The sequence below is a fragment of the Streptomyces sp. AJS327 genome (assembly GCF_013450295.1).
In the GTDB taxonomy this organism is placed as follows: domain Bacteria; phylum Actinomycetota; class Actinomycetes; order Streptomycetales; family Streptomycetaceae; genus Streptomyces.
On record NZ_SKBR01000001.1, the window covers coordinates 2,031,180 to 2,044,626 of the forward strand.

Genomic DNA, 13,447 nt, shown 5'->3' on the forward strand with positions numbered 1-13,447 from the left:
GAATGTGCCGGAACGGGGCGGGATCCGCTGGCGACGAGACCGTCTGGGAGCTGAGCGCGGCCGACATGGCCTGGTGGTCCGGCGTCTTCAAGACCCTGGGAGACCCCGTCCGCCTGCGCCTGGTGCTGCGGTTGGCGGAACGGCCGGGAACCGAGGCGGCGGTGCACGAACTGGCGGACGTCGGGGTCTCCCTCGCCACCGTCAGCCACCACCTGAAACGGCTGCGCCGGATCGGCCTCGTCGAGAGCAGACGGGACGGCCGACTCGTCTACTACCGGCTGGCCGACGGGGTGCGCGCCGCGCTGACACAGAGCCTGAGCCAGCGCGGCCAGGCTGGCGCACCACCGTCGTCCGAGGAGCGGCGGTCCTCGGACGCCGCACCCTCGTGCTCCGGCACCCCGCGCCGAGGTGGAACGTGAGGTGGCGGGCCCCGCGTCGTTCAGCCCACGGTGGCCGTCGGTGTCTCGACGGGCTGGTCCAGGTGGATGGTCGTGTCGCACAGGCGCTCCACCTGCGCCGGGTCGTGGGAGACGAGCAGGACGGCCCGGCTGCCGCCGAGTGCGGCGATCGACTCCTCGACCTTGTCCCTGCTGCGTTCGTCAAGCGCGCTGGTGGGCTCGTCGAGCAGCAGCGCGGCGGGCTCCAGCGCCAGGGCCCGGGCGAGGCAGAGCCGTTGGCGCTGCCCGGCGGACAGGTCGTGCGCCGGCGCGTCGAGCCGGTCGGCGACCTCCCTCCACAGTCCGGCCTCCTCCAGGGCCCTCTCGGCCCGCTCCCGCAGGACAGCCGGGGAGGCACGCAGCAGATGACGGAGGCCGAACAGGGCGTTGTCGAGGACGCTCCCCCCGAAGACGACCGGCGTCTGCGGCACGAGAACCGTCGTGGCCCGCTGCTCCGCGTCCCCCCTGCCGGGCGCGATCACGCGCCCCAGCACCTCCAGTTCACCGTCCCGCTTCAGCCCGCTGGGGAGCAACTCGACCAGCGCGCGCAGAATCGTCGACTTGCCAGCCCCGGAGGGTCCGCAGAGCCCCGTGGTGGAACCGTGTTCCAGGCTGAAGGAGACCGGTCCGACCAGGGTCTTCTCCCGGCTGCGCACGCGCAGTCGGCGCACGCTGATCACGTTGTCCATCGCTCCCCCTCGAAGCGGTTCCGCAGCGCGACGGCCGCGCTGAGAAGTACGGCGGTGATGATGACCAGCACCATGGCGCTCCCCCAGGCCTGGGTGACGGCCGCCGGGTCGCCCGAGTCCTGGGAGAGGGTGAAGATGTGCGTCGGCAGTGCCTGGACCGGCGCCTCCACGATGCCGTTCGGTACGGCGGGCGCGCCGAAGAAGACGGTCGCGGTGAACAGCAGCGGCGCGGTCTCTCCCACGGCGCGGGCCAGTCCGAGCAACAGACCGGTGAGCGTGGCGGGCCAGGTGTAGGGCACGACCACGGACCGGACGTACTGCGCGCGCGTCAGCCCGAGGGACAGGGCGCTCTCCTGGAGTTCGGGGGGGATGCTCCGGACGCGGGCGGAGGTTGTCAGGGCGATCACCGGCACCACCACGGGTACGAGGACGATCGCGCCGGCCAGCCAGGAACGGCCCCAGCCCATGGCACTGGAGAGGATCACGAATCCGGCCAGGCCCAGCAGGATGGTCGGCGTCCCTCCGAGCACCACCGTGAGGGTCTGGAGCGTCCGCGCGGTGCGCCGTGACGTGTGGGTGCCGAGCAGCACGCCCGCGCCGAAACCGAGGGGCAGGGCGAGAACACCCGTCGCGACGGCGAGGAGCAGGGTGCCGACGATCTGGTCCCGCACGCCTCCGCCCGCCGCTCCGGTCGCCGACGTGAACCAGAAGCCCGGATGGAACGCCGAGCTGCCCCGCGTCACCAGGAGCGCCAGCATGCCGAGGAGGAGCGCGCTGGGCAGCAGTAGTGCCCCGATCCGCAGCGCGGTGGCCAGCCGGTCCCGCTGCGTCCGCATCCGGGCCGCGCCCCGGAAGCGCGGGGTGCGCCCCTCCGACGTCCCGCGGGAGCGGCCCCGGGTGCCCCAGATCGTCGCGGTCGCCACCAGCGCCAGCAGGATGAGCCCGAGTCCGCACAGCGCGGCGAAATAGGGGCCGGAGGTTCCGGCCAGCACGGTCTCCGGCCCGGCGAGCTTCGTCGTCAGCGTCTGGCCCGGCTGGGACAGCGAGTCGAGGAACTCCCCGAAACCCTGCGGCAGTCGGCCGTCCGCCCGGCCGACGACGAGGAACACGGCGATGGCCTCGCCCAGCGCCCGGGCCAGGCCGAGCAGCACGGCCGCGCGCATACCGGAGCGGGCCAGCGGCAGCACGGCCGAGCTGACCACCTCCCGGCGGGTCAGCCCCAGCGAGTACGCGCTCTCCCGGACACGGTCCGGTACCGCCGCGAGCGCGTCCACACTGACCGCCACGATCGTGGGAGTGATCATGACGGCGAGGACGATACCCGCGGCCGCGAGGCTGTCACCTCCGGGTACGTCGGCGATCCGCGCGATGACCGGCCGGACGACGATGATGCCGATGAGGCCGTAGACGATCGACGGGACAGCGGCGAGCAGCTCCACGCACAGGCGCAGCGGCCGGGACAGGCGGCGCGGTAGGTACTCCGACAGCGCGACCGCCGCGGCCCAGCTCACGGGCACGGCGATGAGCAGGGCCAGGACGCTCACCACCGCCGTGCCGTAGATCATCGCCAGGCCGCCGTACACCGAGTCGCCCGGGCTCCAGGCGCGTTCGGTCAGCAGCCGTGCCCAGTCGACGTGTCCCCCGGCCACTCCGGCGCCGAGGTACCCGACGACCGTCAGGAGAAGCGCCGCCACGGCGAACGCCCCGGCGTGCAGCCAGCTCCAGATCCACTTCGACGGGCGGGGGCGGCTTCGGGCCTCCGGCGCGGCGGGAGGCCGGTTCAGGGTTCCGCTCGGCATCGGCTACTTCCCGATCTCCTTGAGGGTCAGGTAGTCGTGCTTGGTCATCAGGGACTGCCCCTTGGCGGAGAGCACGTAGTCGACGAACTTCTTCGCGGTTCCCTTCGGCTTGCCGTCGGTGATCAGGTACAGCGGCCGGGACATGGGGTACGTGCCGGAGGCGATGTTCTTCGGGGACGCTTCCGTGCCGTCCAGCGTCACCGTGGCCAGGCGCTCGCGTCCCTCGACGAAGCTGGTGGACAGCGGTGCCACGGCGCCGGGCGTCGACTCCAGCTTGTTCCGGGTCTCCAGGTTGCCGCCGACGATGGCGAACTTGCCGGACTCCGGCGGCGGCGGGGCCTTCTTGTCCCCGTAGAGGTAGGTGTCGAGGACCTCCCGCGTGCCGCGTCCCGGCTCCTTGTCGTAGACGAAGACGTCGAGGTCCGGGCCGCCGACCTCGGACCAGTTCTTGATCTTCCCCTCGAACAGGTCACGCACCTGGGCCACGGTGAGGTTCTTGACCCCGGCGTCCGCGACCTGCTTGGTGATCGTGATGCCCACGGCGTCGGCGCCGATCTGGGTGGAGACGAAGTCGGTACCGGAGTTGGCCGCCTTGTCCTCCTTGGCCAGCGGCTTCGAACTCAGGGCGACGCTGATCTGGCCGGAGGCGAGCTGCGATATGCCACCGGCCGAACCGCCCTGGGTGGCGACCGTGATGTCCAGGCCCTTGTCCTTCCGGAGCGCGTCGGCGGCGTCGGCGGCCACCGGGGCCACCGTGGTCGACCCGCTGACCTGGAGGGCACCGTCGTTCCCGGTGTCGCCGTCGGCACAGCCGGACAGGGACATGGCGGCCAGGGCCGGGATGACGAGGAACGCGAGACGGCGCTTCGTGGTGAACATGGCTGAGGTCCTTCCTTCGTGGGTGACCGCGCTGCGTGAATCGGATCCGGACGGGGCGCCCCGCGGCGCCCGGCGGACGGTCACCACGGCCGGCCGTGGGGAGGGACGGGGAGCGTGGGTGAGGTGTCCGGGTCACCGGCGCCGACGGCGGGCGGGCGCGGGCCCGTCCGGCCGCTGGCCGCGGCGCGAACGGACGCCCCCGTCACGGTCGTTGGGGAGGGAGCGACGGGAGCGGCTGGCCGGACGGGACGCGGTGGCGCGGTGGAAGCCCGTGGCTCCGGGGGAACGAATGTGTACATTTCAGATCCTTCGAGGTTGGCGGTGCCCTGAAGAGAGCGCGAGCGACCTCCGGGGGAGGCCGCCCGCGCAGGCTGCGGGGGGATCTGGTGAGACGGTCCCCGTTACGGGGCGGCGGTGCGCCAGCCCGCGTCGGGCGGGCGAGCGGAGGGAGCACCGGAGTCACAGCAGCGGTCTCCCCGTCATGGCGGATCCGGGCCGGTGCCCCAGCAGGCGCAGGACGGTGGGGGCCACATCGGCCAGCGAGGCCGACCCGGGCAGCGACGGCACCGGCCCGGCGCCGGGCGGAGGGACGATCACCAGCGGGACCGGATGGGTCGTGTGACCGCCGTACGGTCGCGCGGTGCCGTCCGGCGACGGCTTGGTCATGCGTTCGGCGTTGCCGTGGTCCCCGACGGCGAGGACCCAACGGCGGCCGTTCCGGGCCGCCCGCAGGATCCGCTCGACGGCGGCGTCGGTGGCCTCGCAGGCGGTGACGGTGGCGGCGAGATCGCCGGTGTGCCCCACCACGTCGATGTTGGCCAGGTTCGCGATGACCAGGTCGACGTCGCTCCGGCTGGCGGCTTCCCCGACGGCCTGGGTGACGCGGTCCAGGTTCATCCGGGGGCGCGCGACGTAGTCGGGCGTGCCCTCCTCCCTGACGCACACGTGCTCCTCGCCCGGACGCGCCGTCGCGTCCCGGCCGTTGAGGTAGTACGTGACGTGCTCGAACTTCTCGGCCTCCGCGACGCGGACGCTGCGCAGCCCGGCCGCGACGAGTTCGTCGGCCAGCCCGCCGGAGGCGTCCGCCCGCTCCACGAGCGCCGGGATGGCGGCACGGGTGTCGTACTGTGCCAGGCTGACCATGGGCACGGTGCGGCCGGTGGCCCGGAGGTGGTCGCTCAGCCCGTCCGCGAACTGCTGGACGCGGTCGCTGCGGAAGTTGCACCACAGCACCGCGTCCCCGTCGCGGATCGTCGCGTCCCCCGCTGGCGTGAGCACCGAGGCGGGGATCCACTCGTCGCCACGCTGGCCCGAGTTGACCGCTTCCTCGACGCTGGCGGCCGGCGCTCCGCGCCCGTCCGCGACCAGGGCGACCGCCCGCTCGGTCAGGTCGAGGTTCCCGGCCTTGTCCATCGCGTAGCCACGGCCGATGACCGTGGCGATGACCCCGGTACCGGCCTCGGCGGCCAGATCCGTGACCCGCGCCAGGTAGGTGGCGGAGGTGTGGTCGGCGACGTCCCGCCCGTCGGTGATGGCGTGCAGGAACACCCGCCGCACCCGGTGCGCGGCCGCCGCCGCCAGCAGTTCCCCCAGGTGCTCGACGTGGGCGTGGATCTGCCCGTCCGAGCAGAGGCCGATCAGGTGCAGGGCGCCCGAGGCGCTGACGGCCTCCTCCAACAGGGAGTCCAGGCGGGGATGGGTGCGCAGGGCGCCGGTGTCGATGGCCCGCTGGACCAGCAGGCTGTCGTAGGGCAGGGGCCGTCCGGCGCCGATGACCAGGTGGCCGATCTCGGAGTTGCCGACGGTGCCGGGGAGCAGGCCGACCGCCTCGCCGGAGGCCTCGGCGAGCGTGCTCGGCCCCCGGGACACCAGGTCGTCCAGGACGGGGGTGTGGGCCAGCGCCAGCGCGTTGTCCTCGGCGGGGGCGGCGTGGCCCCAGCCGTCGAGTACCAGGAGGACGCCCGGGCCGGTCCGTACCGGTTCGGGGGCGCTCACCGTGTGCTCTCCAGGGTCGGGTGCAGGGTGTCCAGGGTCTGCCAGAAGGTCGGGAAGGACTTGGCGACGCAGCCCGGGTCGTTGATGACGACGCCCTCGGTGCGCAGACCGGCGATGGCGAAGGTCATGGCGATGCGGTGGTCGTCGTAGGTGTCGATGGCCGCGCCGTGCGGGGTGCCGCCGGTGATGGTCATCGCGTCGGCGTGCTCCTCGACGTCGACTCCCATCTTGCGGAGTTCGGTGGTGACGGCGGCGATCCGGTCGCACTCCTTGACGCGCAGGGAGGCGATGTTGGTGATGCGGGTGGTGCCCTCGGCGTAGGCGGCGGCGATGGCGAGGGAGGGAACCACGTCGGGCATGGCCTCCATGTCGACGTCGATTCCGCGCAGCGGGCCGCCGGTCAGCGTGATCGCGTCGTCGCGGACGTCCACGCGGCAGCCCATCCGCTCCAGGACCGGCAGCAGGCGCACGTCCCCCTGGTGGGATCCGCCGCCGATGCCGGGGATGACGACCCGCGACCCCAGGATGGCGGCGGCGACCAGGAAGTAGGACATGCCGGAGGCGTCCGGTTCGACGGTGACCCGCCCGCCGCGGGCCCGCTGACCGGCCGGGACGGTGAAGCGCCGGTAGCCGTCCCGGTCGACGCGCACGCCCATCTCCGCCAGGGCGGCGAGCGTCATCTCCACGTACGGCTTGGAGATCAGCTCGTCGCTGATGGTGATCTCGGTGTCGTGCCGGGCCCGCAGCGCGTTGATGATCAGGCTCGACGTGAACTGGCTGGAGACGGCACCGCTGATGGAGGTGGCGCCGCCCTGGAAGGAGCCGCCGACTACCCGGACGGGCGGGCTGCCGTTGCCGCGTACCGCGGCGGCGTCCACACCGAGCGGGGGCAGCGCCGCGAGCAGGTCGCCCATGGGGCGCTCCCGCATGCGCTCGTTGCCGGAGATGACGGTGGTGCCCTCCGCGTGCCCGGCCATGGAGATCAGGAACCGCAGCGGTGTGCCCGCGCCGCCGACGAAGATCTCCTCGCCGGGGGCACGCATCGCCCGGCCGGTGGGGGTGACCCGGATCCGGGCGGCTTCGTGGTCGATCTCGCAGGTGACGTGGCCGAACGCCGCTATGGCGCGGGCGAGGTAGAGGGTGTCGTCGGAGAGCAGCGCGTTGTCGATGACGGTCTCCTCGCCGGACAGCGAGGCGATGGCGAGGTAGCGGTTGGTGTAGCTCTTGGATCCGAGGACGTGGACGGTCTCGTCGAAACCGGCCAGGGTCCGGACCGTGAGGGAGTCGGCCGCTCGGCGCGGATCGGGGACGGCGGACATGCACTACCTCCAGCGGTGGGGTCGGGTGAGGTGATGCGGGTGCTCGGTGTGGCGGGCCGTCAGGCGGCGACGACCCGGCAGGCGAAGCACTTGAAGGCCTGCTGGCCGGAGAGGTTGTCGTAGAGCTGGTCGTCGGGGAGCGTGTTGGCCGCGTCGTAGCGCGGGGCGTCGAAGAGGTCACCCTGCTTCTGGGCGGGGCCGAAGGTGTTGGGGACGAACACGGTGTCGCGGCGGATGCCCTCCCAGAGCAGCGCGGTGCCCGTCACCGAACCCCGAGGGCTCTCGACGACCACGTCGTCGCCGTCGGCGATGCCGGAGCGGCGGGCGGTGTCGGGGTGGATCTGGATGAAGCGGACGCCGTTGAGCTGCTTGCCGGTCGGCGTCCACTGGGTGACCCCGGCGAAGTGCACGACACTGGGCCGGCCGGTCATTCCCATCAGCGGGAACTTTCGGTGCACGGCGTCGTCCCCGGGCACGCCCAGCCGGACGGGGTGGGTGACGGCCCGCGGGTTGAGGGGGTTGGTGACGAACGTGCGGCGGTAGGTCAGGGTCGGGTTCCCGCCGGTCACCTCGGGGTGGGTGTAGAAGACCGGAAGGGCGCCGTGCCCGGTGACGGCCAGCTTCTTCTCCAGCGCCGGGGTGGTGATCTCCACCTTGCCGCTGGGCGTGAGGAAGCGTTTGCCGCGGTGGTCCGGGTCCAGCGACTCGGCCGCCTGGTACCAACTGGGGTGGTCGAGGTAGAGCGTGCTCACTCCGGGGTGGCTGGTGCTCGGGCACGGCCAGCGCAACGGCTCGGCGCGCTTCCGCATCCGGGCCCGTGTCATCCCGCCCGCGCCGGGGGTGTGGGCGACGAAGTCGTCCCACAGCTCCCGGTAGTTCATCCACCGCTTCGGGAAGGCCGCGCGCCACTCGGCGGCGGGCCGGCGGGTGTCCAGCTCCGCCAGGGCGTGGGCGAGACCCACCCAGATCTCCCAGTCTGGCCGGGACTCGCCCACCCGCTCGACGGCCTGCTCCTGCCATCGGATCGCCCGGTCGTCGCGGCGCATGTAGACGCCGTCCATCTCCAGCCCGCTGCACACCGGCAGGACGACGTCGGCGTAGTACGCGGCCTCCTCCATGAACAGGCCGGTGTAGACGTAGAAGTCGAGTTGGGCGAACGCCTTCTTGACCCTGGTCGTGTTGGCGGACGCCACCAGCGGGTTGCCCTGGGTCATCACCGCGCGCAGCCGGTAGGGCTCGCCGGTCAGGATGGACTCGGCGAAGTAGTCGGGGCCGACCGGCAGGGCCTCGCGCCGCTCGGGGACCTCGGCGCGCAACGGCGGCAGCCGCAGGTCACCGGGCCAGGTGTTGTGCATGAAGTTGCAACCGCCGCCCGGCCGCCCGATGTTGCCGGTCACCGCCGCAAGGAACGTGGCGACCCGGTAGGTGTCGAAGGCCCCGAGCTGGTGCGAGATACCGGCGTTGCAGAAGATCGCCGCCGGTTTCGCCGTCGCGTACTCCTCGGCCATCGCCGTGATGACCTTGGCCGGGACACCGGTGACCCGCGCGGCCCACGCGGGGGTGTACCGGTGCTCGGCGAGATGGGCGCGCAGCTCGTCGAAGCCGACGACCCACCGCCTCACGAACTTCCCGTCGTACAGCTTCTCGTCCACGATGTGGTGCAGCATCGCGAGGAGCAGCGCGAAGTCCGTGTGTGGCTTGGGCGCCACCCAGCGGTCGGCGAGGGCCCCGGTCGGTGTCTTGCGGGGGTCGACGACGGTCAGGGTGGCGGCGTTCCTCTCCCGTCCGCGGAGGAGGTAGTCGAAGGTGACCGGGTGGGTCTCGGCCTGGTTGGTGCCGAGGAACAGGTAGTGACGGGCCGAGCCGAGGTCATCCTTGCCGGTCGCGCCGTCGGTGCCGTACCCGTTGGTGAAGTTGCCGAGCCCGAAGGTCGTCGCCAGGGCGTTGCCGCCGGCGTCGTTGCAGACCGGCCCGACGTCCGTGTCGTTGGGGCTGCCCAGCATCTCGAAGACGCGGGCTACCAGTGACCCGGTGCCGCGCGGCATCCGGCCGGTGGTGCGGTTGGCGATGGTGTGGGCCTCGCCCGCGTCGCGCAGGGCCAGGAACTTCCTGGCGATGGTGCGCAGCGCCTCCTCCCAGCTCACCGGCTCGAACGTGGAGTCCGGTGAGCCCTTCGCGCCGGAGACGCGGCGCAGGGGCCGGGTCAGACGCTCCGCGTTGTACACCAACTGCGGCATCAACTCGGCCTTGACGCAGAGCTGTCCGCGCTGGACGGGGTCTTCGTCCTCGCCCCGGACCGCCAGTACCCGGCCCTTCTTGAGGTCGACGTTGAGCTGGCAGTTGGAGTTACAGAACTGGCAGGCGGTGGTGACGGTCTTGTCCGGGGTGAGGGCGGCGGACTGGTCGGTGAAGTCCGCGCCGGACGCGCCGCCGTGCTCCGGCGGGGCACCCGGGGCGCTGGGCGACTCGTCGGCGTGCGCGGAGATCACCGGAAGCAGGGCCGGTGTACCGAGGCCCGCGCCACCGATGACGCCCCCGCGGACGAAACCGCGCCGGGAGAGACCGTGCTGCTCGTGCTTCATGGAGACGTGGGGATCCTTCCGCCTGGTGGAGTACGAGGCGAGCACGTGGGTGCCCGGGCCGCGCGGACCTCCGCCCGGCCTTTCTGAGTACGTGGGAGGTGCCCGGGCCCGTCAGGACGTGGGCATCGGCGCGTCCGTGGCGGCGTGCGCGTGGACGGCGGCCAGGAACGCCCGGAGGATCACGTGTTCGCTGCCCGGGGCGGACGACAGCTCGGGCTGGAAGAGGCTGCCCAGGAAGAAGGGATGCCCGGTGATCTCCAGCGCGCGCGCCGCGCCGTCAGCGTCCCAGGCGCTGAGCCGCAACGCGCCCTGGTTGGCCGCGTTCATGAAGGTGTCGGTCAGTCCGTACTCACAGTGGAAGACCTCCTCGACCTCGGTCGCCTCGTAGATGGCGGCGAGCCGGGAGTTCCCCATGACGGTCAGGGGTGCCTTCTCCCCGCGGAAGGAGCAGGTCAGCGGCGTGACGAGGGGTGTCAGCCGATCGGGGTCCTCGTCGACGCCGAGCGCCTCCGGCAGGTGGAGCACGTTCTGCGCGTGCTCGATCAGGGCGCTGAAGAACCCGCCGCAGGTGCCCAGGAACGGCAGCAGGTTCTCCCGGGCATGGCGCACGGCGATGTGCACGCCCTTCTGGTGGACGTACGGGGCTCCCGGCACGACCCAGACGCCGTCGAAGCCTTCCAGGGCCGAGGCGTCGTGGATCTCGGTGGTCGGTATCCACTCGGTGGTCAGATCCCACCGCTCACGCATCGCGTCGATTCTCGGGTGGGACGGTTCCTCGTGGTTGCCCCGGTCTCCCACCAGAGCAAGGCGTGTCCGGGCAGGGCTGGACATCGTGTTCCCCCTTCGACTTTTCGGGCGGGCTGGACCCGTCATCGCCGGTGACGGCCCACCCCGTGGGCGCGGAGGAAGGCGTGCCGAACGCTCCCTCGCGTGCGTGCTGTCGTGCCTGAGGTGATGTCAGGACCGTGCCGCCACGCACGGATCCCGTGAGATGAGAAAGAGAAAGAAAGAAGTGGTGGGCCGCTACGGCTGGTTCGGTGCCGAGAGGGCCGCGCGTCGCTGTCCGCCGGACGTACGCATGTCCTACCAGCCCCCCGATATGCCCCGTGATGCCCCGTGATGGGGCACCGTGGGCCCCCGTGCTGCTTCCCGAGCAATGTATCGATGGCGATCAAAACATTCGAGCGTTTTCGATGAAGCAGGGAACAGAACACGCCATCTACGCCCCGGGTGGCGCGATCGTCGCGGGAGTGCCCGCTTCCGGTGCCGAGTTACCGCCTGATCAGCTACTCCCGTGCGTGGCGGGCGAGTTGGCCGGCCGGAAGCGCCCCTCGCGGGGTTCTCTCGCGCGTCGGATTCCCCGCCCTGGTCAGCACCGTCAGTGCGCGGAGCGGCCGCCGGGCGGGGTGCGGTGCCGAGGATGGCTGGATCCTGAGCGCTCCGCCCGTCGTTATCAACAGCGAATCCTATTGATAGCGACAGGTGTTGTTACGTTGAGCCCGGCTGGTGGCCGATCCGCCCGTCATTCCCCTCCCGGCGGATCGGCCCCAGCGCCCCACGGGGCGCCCACCCGTCGCGTCTGAGGAGAAGTGAGTGAACGGCTCCGCCGGCCATCCCCGCCGATGGCAGATTCTGAACATCCTGTGCCTGAGCCTGGTGCTGATCGGGTTGGACACCCTCATCCTGAACCTGGCCCTGCCCAGCATCCAGCAGGACCTGGGTGCCACCAGCAGCCAACTACAGTGGATGGTCGACTCGTACGCGCTCGCGTTCGGCGGACTGCTGCTCATGGCGGGCGGTCTGTCGGACCGGTTCGGCCGGAAGCGGTTGCTCTCCGTCGGCCTGGGCGCCTTCGCGCTGACCAGCCTGGGCGCCGCGTTCGCGTCCAACGCGGAGACGCTGATCACCTTCCGCGCCCTCATGGGCGTCTCGGCCGCGCTGATGATGCCGGCCACCCTGGCCATCATCAAGGACGTCTTCCCACGTGAGGAGCAGGCCAAGGCGATCGGCATCTGGTCCGGCGCGGCGGCGGTCGGGGTGCCGCTCGGCCCGCTCGTCAGTGGCCTGCTGCTGGAGTACTTCTGGTGGGGATCGATGTTCCTCATCAACGTGCCGCTCGCCGCCATCGCGCTGATCGGCGGGGCCAAACTGATCCCGGAGTCGAAGGCCGAGGGGCACCCGGGACTGGACCTGGTGGGTGCCCTGCTGTCGGTGGCCGGACTCGTCGCGATCGTCTACGGCCTGGTCGAGGCCCCGCACAACGGCTGGGGCGACGTCGTCACCCTCACCTCACTCCTCGCCGGTGTGGCCCTGATGGTCGCCTTCGTGGTGTGGGAGCGGAGGACCGCCCATCCGATGCTCGACGTCGGGCTGTTCCTTAACGCTCGCTACGGCGGCGGCGCCCTGGCCATCGCCTGTACGTCCTTCGGCCTCTACAGCGGTCTCTACCTGCTCACCCAGTACCTCCAGTCGGTGCTCGAACTCGACCCGCTCGGCGCGGGCCTGCGCATGCTCGCCATCGGCACGATGATGGTGGGCGCCCCGCTGTCGGCGAAGCTGGTGGAGCGCGCCGGACTGCGGACGACGGTGGTCTCCGGCCTGCTCCTCTGCGCGGTGGGACTGGGTGTCCTCGCCGGGCTCACTGTCGACGCCGAGACGCAGGCCCTCATCGGCCTCGCCGTCTTCGGTCTCGGGATGGGGATCGCCCTGCCCGCCGCCGTCGACGCCATCCTCGTCGTCTCCGCCGCCCGTCAGGCGGGGGCGGGCTCCGCGGTGGCCGACGTGGGCATGCAGGTGGGCGGCGCGCTGGGGATCGCGGTCAGCGGCAGTGTGATCGCCACTCTGTACCGCGACGACCTGCCGCGCGCCGCCCAACTGCCCGGCGAGGCCGGGGACGCGGTCCGCGAGTCCCTGGCGGGCGCCTCCTCGGTGGCCCAGCGGCTGGGCGGGGAGGCTGGCCAGCGCGTCCTGGACGCGGCACAGCACTCGTTCGTCGGCGGCTTCTCCACCACGCTGCTGATAGCGGTCGGCGTCGCGGCGGCTGGCGCCCTGGCCACCGCGTTCATCCTGCCCCGGGCTCGGGTCACCGAGGAGGAGGACGGCGCCGATCCCGCGGCCACCGCGGAGAGCGACCCCTCCGACACCACCGTCTCCTGAGGCCGGTGAGCGGCAGTGCGTAGGATCGACTCCGTGGCCCGGCCCGGCCCCCTCACCGGAACTGGTTCCGAGCCGGTCCGCCGGACCGCGGGTGAGAGGGAGGGCGCGATGGCCAGGCCGTCGAAACTCAGGGTGGCGGTCAGCGATCCTGGCCAGTGGCTCAGTGAACGCGAACGGGCCCGGATGCTCGCGCCGAAGTTGCGGGCGCTGGCGGACGAGACACGGCTGACGCTGATCCTGCTGATCGCGCAACGTCCCCGCACCGTCAAGGAGTTGCAGGAGGCCACGGGACTGAGCCAGACGCTCGTCAGCCATCATCTGGCTCCCCTGCGGGAGCAGAACCTGGTCGAGGCGATCCCCAAGGGCCGCAGCAACCAGTACGTGATGTGCTGTCAGACGCTCGCCGAACCACTGCGGATGTTCGCGAGTCTCGCGGCCCTCGACCCCGAGACCGTCGCGGCGTGCCTCCAGTCGGACGCCGGGCGGCCCGCCGCGGCGGAGGGCGTCTGAGGCCACGGCGGCCCACACCGGCCTGGAGGGGCCGCCGTTCCCCGCACCCGCGAGCGGCGGCCCCTTCCGGTGGGTGACGGG

Annotated in this window: 10 protein-coding genes; 3 read left to right on the forward strand and 7 right to left on the reverse strand. The window is 71.9% G+C overall.

Annotation, left to right across the window (positions count from 1 at the left end; genetic code table 11):
* Window positions 1-2: 2 nt before the first annotated feature.
* The gene (locus E0L36_RS08110; RefSeq protein WP_180928129.1) at window positions 3-419 is read left to right on the forward strand and encodes a helix-turn-helix transcriptional regulator; all 417 of its coding nucleotides are present in this window, start codon (window positions 3-5) and stop codon (window positions 417-419) included.
* Between the two features lie 20 nt (window positions 420-439).
* On the opposite strand, the gene E0L36_RS08115 is transcribed toward E0L36_RS08110, so the two are convergent.
* The 7 genes from E0L36_RS08115 to E0L36_RS08145 all read right to left on the reverse strand — a co-directional run bounded on the left by E0L36_RS08115 (window position 440) and on the right by E0L36_RS08145 (window position 10,573).
* Complete coding sequence (locus E0L36_RS08115; RefSeq protein ID WP_180928130.1) at window positions 440-1,126, reverse strand: ATP-binding cassette domain-containing protein; 687 nt, start codon at window positions 1,124-1,126, stop codon at window positions 440-442.
* The gene (gene pstC / locus E0L36_RS08120; protein WP_180928131.1) at window positions 1,114-2,925 is read right to left on the reverse strand and encodes a phosphate ABC transporter permease subunit PstC; all 1,812 of its coding nucleotides are present in this window, start codon (window positions 2,923-2,925) and stop codon (window positions 1,114-1,116) included. The genes E0L36_RS08115 and pstC overlap by 13 nt, the downstream gene beginning before the upstream one ends.
* Window positions 2,926-2,928: 3 nt before the next feature.
* Window positions 2,929-3,804, reverse strand: a complete 876-nt coding sequence (locus E0L36_RS08125; protein WP_180928132.1) for a phosphate ABC transporter substrate-binding protein — start codon at window positions 3,802-3,804, stop codon at window positions 2,929-2,931.
* 459 nt (window positions 3,805-4,263) lie between these two features.
* Entirely contained in the window at window positions 4,264-5,799 is a 1,536-nt protein-coding gene (gene gpmI / locus E0L36_RS08130) for a 2,3-bisphosphoglycerate-independent phosphoglycerate mutase (RefSeq protein ID WP_180928133.1), read from the reverse strand.
* Window positions 5,796-7,118 (reverse strand): 3-phosphoshikimate 1-carboxyvinyltransferase, encoded by a 1,323-nt coding sequence (gene aroA / locus E0L36_RS08135; RefSeq protein ID WP_180928134.1) that lies wholly within the window; start codon window positions 7,116-7,118, stop codon window positions 5,796-5,798. Before aroA ends, gpmI begins: the two co-directional genes overlap by 4 nt.
* Window positions 7,119-7,177: 59 nt before the next feature.
* On the reverse strand, window positions 7,178-9,700 hold the full coding sequence (locus tag E0L36_RS08140) for a molybdopterin-dependent oxidoreductase (RefSeq protein WP_180928135.1): 2,523 nt from the start codon (window positions 9,698-9,700) through the stop codon (window positions 7,178-7,180).
* 111 nt (window positions 9,701-9,811) lie between these two features.
* Entirely contained in the window at window positions 9,812-10,573 is a 762-nt protein-coding gene (locus E0L36_RS08145; protein ID WP_308416668.1) for a hypothetical protein, read from the reverse strand.
* 720 nt (window positions 10,574-11,293) lie between these two features.
* Here E0L36_RS08145 and E0L36_RS08150 point away from each other — a divergent pair.
* Window positions 11,294-12,856 carry an MFS transporter gene (locus E0L36_RS08150; protein WP_180928137.1) on the forward strand — a complete coding sequence of 521 codons (1,563 nt, stop codon included), beginning with the start codon at window positions 11,294-11,296 and terminating at the stop codon, window positions 12,854-12,856.
* Between the two features lie 108 nt (window positions 12,857-12,964).
* The gene (locus E0L36_RS08155; protein ID WP_180928138.1) at window positions 12,965-13,366 is read left to right on the forward strand and encodes a helix-turn-helix transcriptional regulator; all 402 of its coding nucleotides are present in this window, start codon (window positions 12,965-12,967) and stop codon (window positions 13,364-13,366) included.
* Window positions 13,367-13,447 lie beyond the last annotated feature (81 nt).

Excerpts from the sequence above, each read along its gene's own strand:
- E0L36_RS08110 (WP_180928129.1), top strand. The coding sequence starts at position 3 with ATGTGCCGGAACGGGGCGGGATCCGCTGGCGACGAGACCGTCTGGGAG.
- E0L36_RS08115 (WP_180928130.1), bottom strand. The coding sequence starts at position 1,126 with ATGGACAACGTGATCAGCGTGCGCCGACTGCGCGTGCGCAGCCGGGAG.
- pstC (WP_180928131.1), bottom strand. The coding sequence starts at position 2,925 with ATGCCGAGCGGAACCCTGAACCGGCCTCCCGCCGCGCCGGAGGCCCGA.
- E0L36_RS08125 (WP_180928132.1), bottom strand. The coding sequence starts at position 3,804 with ATGTTCACCACGAAGCGCCGTCTCGCGTTCCTCGTCATCCCGGCCCTG.
- aroA (WP_180928134.1), bottom strand. The coding sequence starts at position 7,118 with ATGTCCGCCGTCCCCGATCCGCGCCGAGCGGCCGACTCCCTCACGGTC.
- E0L36_RS08140 (WP_180928135.1), bottom strand. The coding sequence starts at position 9,700 with ATGAAGCACGAGCAGCACGGTCTCTCCCGGCGCGGTTTCGTCCGCGGG.
- E0L36_RS08145 (WP_308416668.1), bottom strand. The coding sequence starts at position 10,573 with ATGACGGGTCCAGCCCGCCCGAAAAGTCGAAGGGGGAACACGATGTCC.
- E0L36_RS08155 (WP_180928138.1), top strand. The coding sequence starts at position 12,965 with ATGGCCAGGCCGTCGAAACTCAGGGTGGCGGTCAGCGATCCTGGCCAG.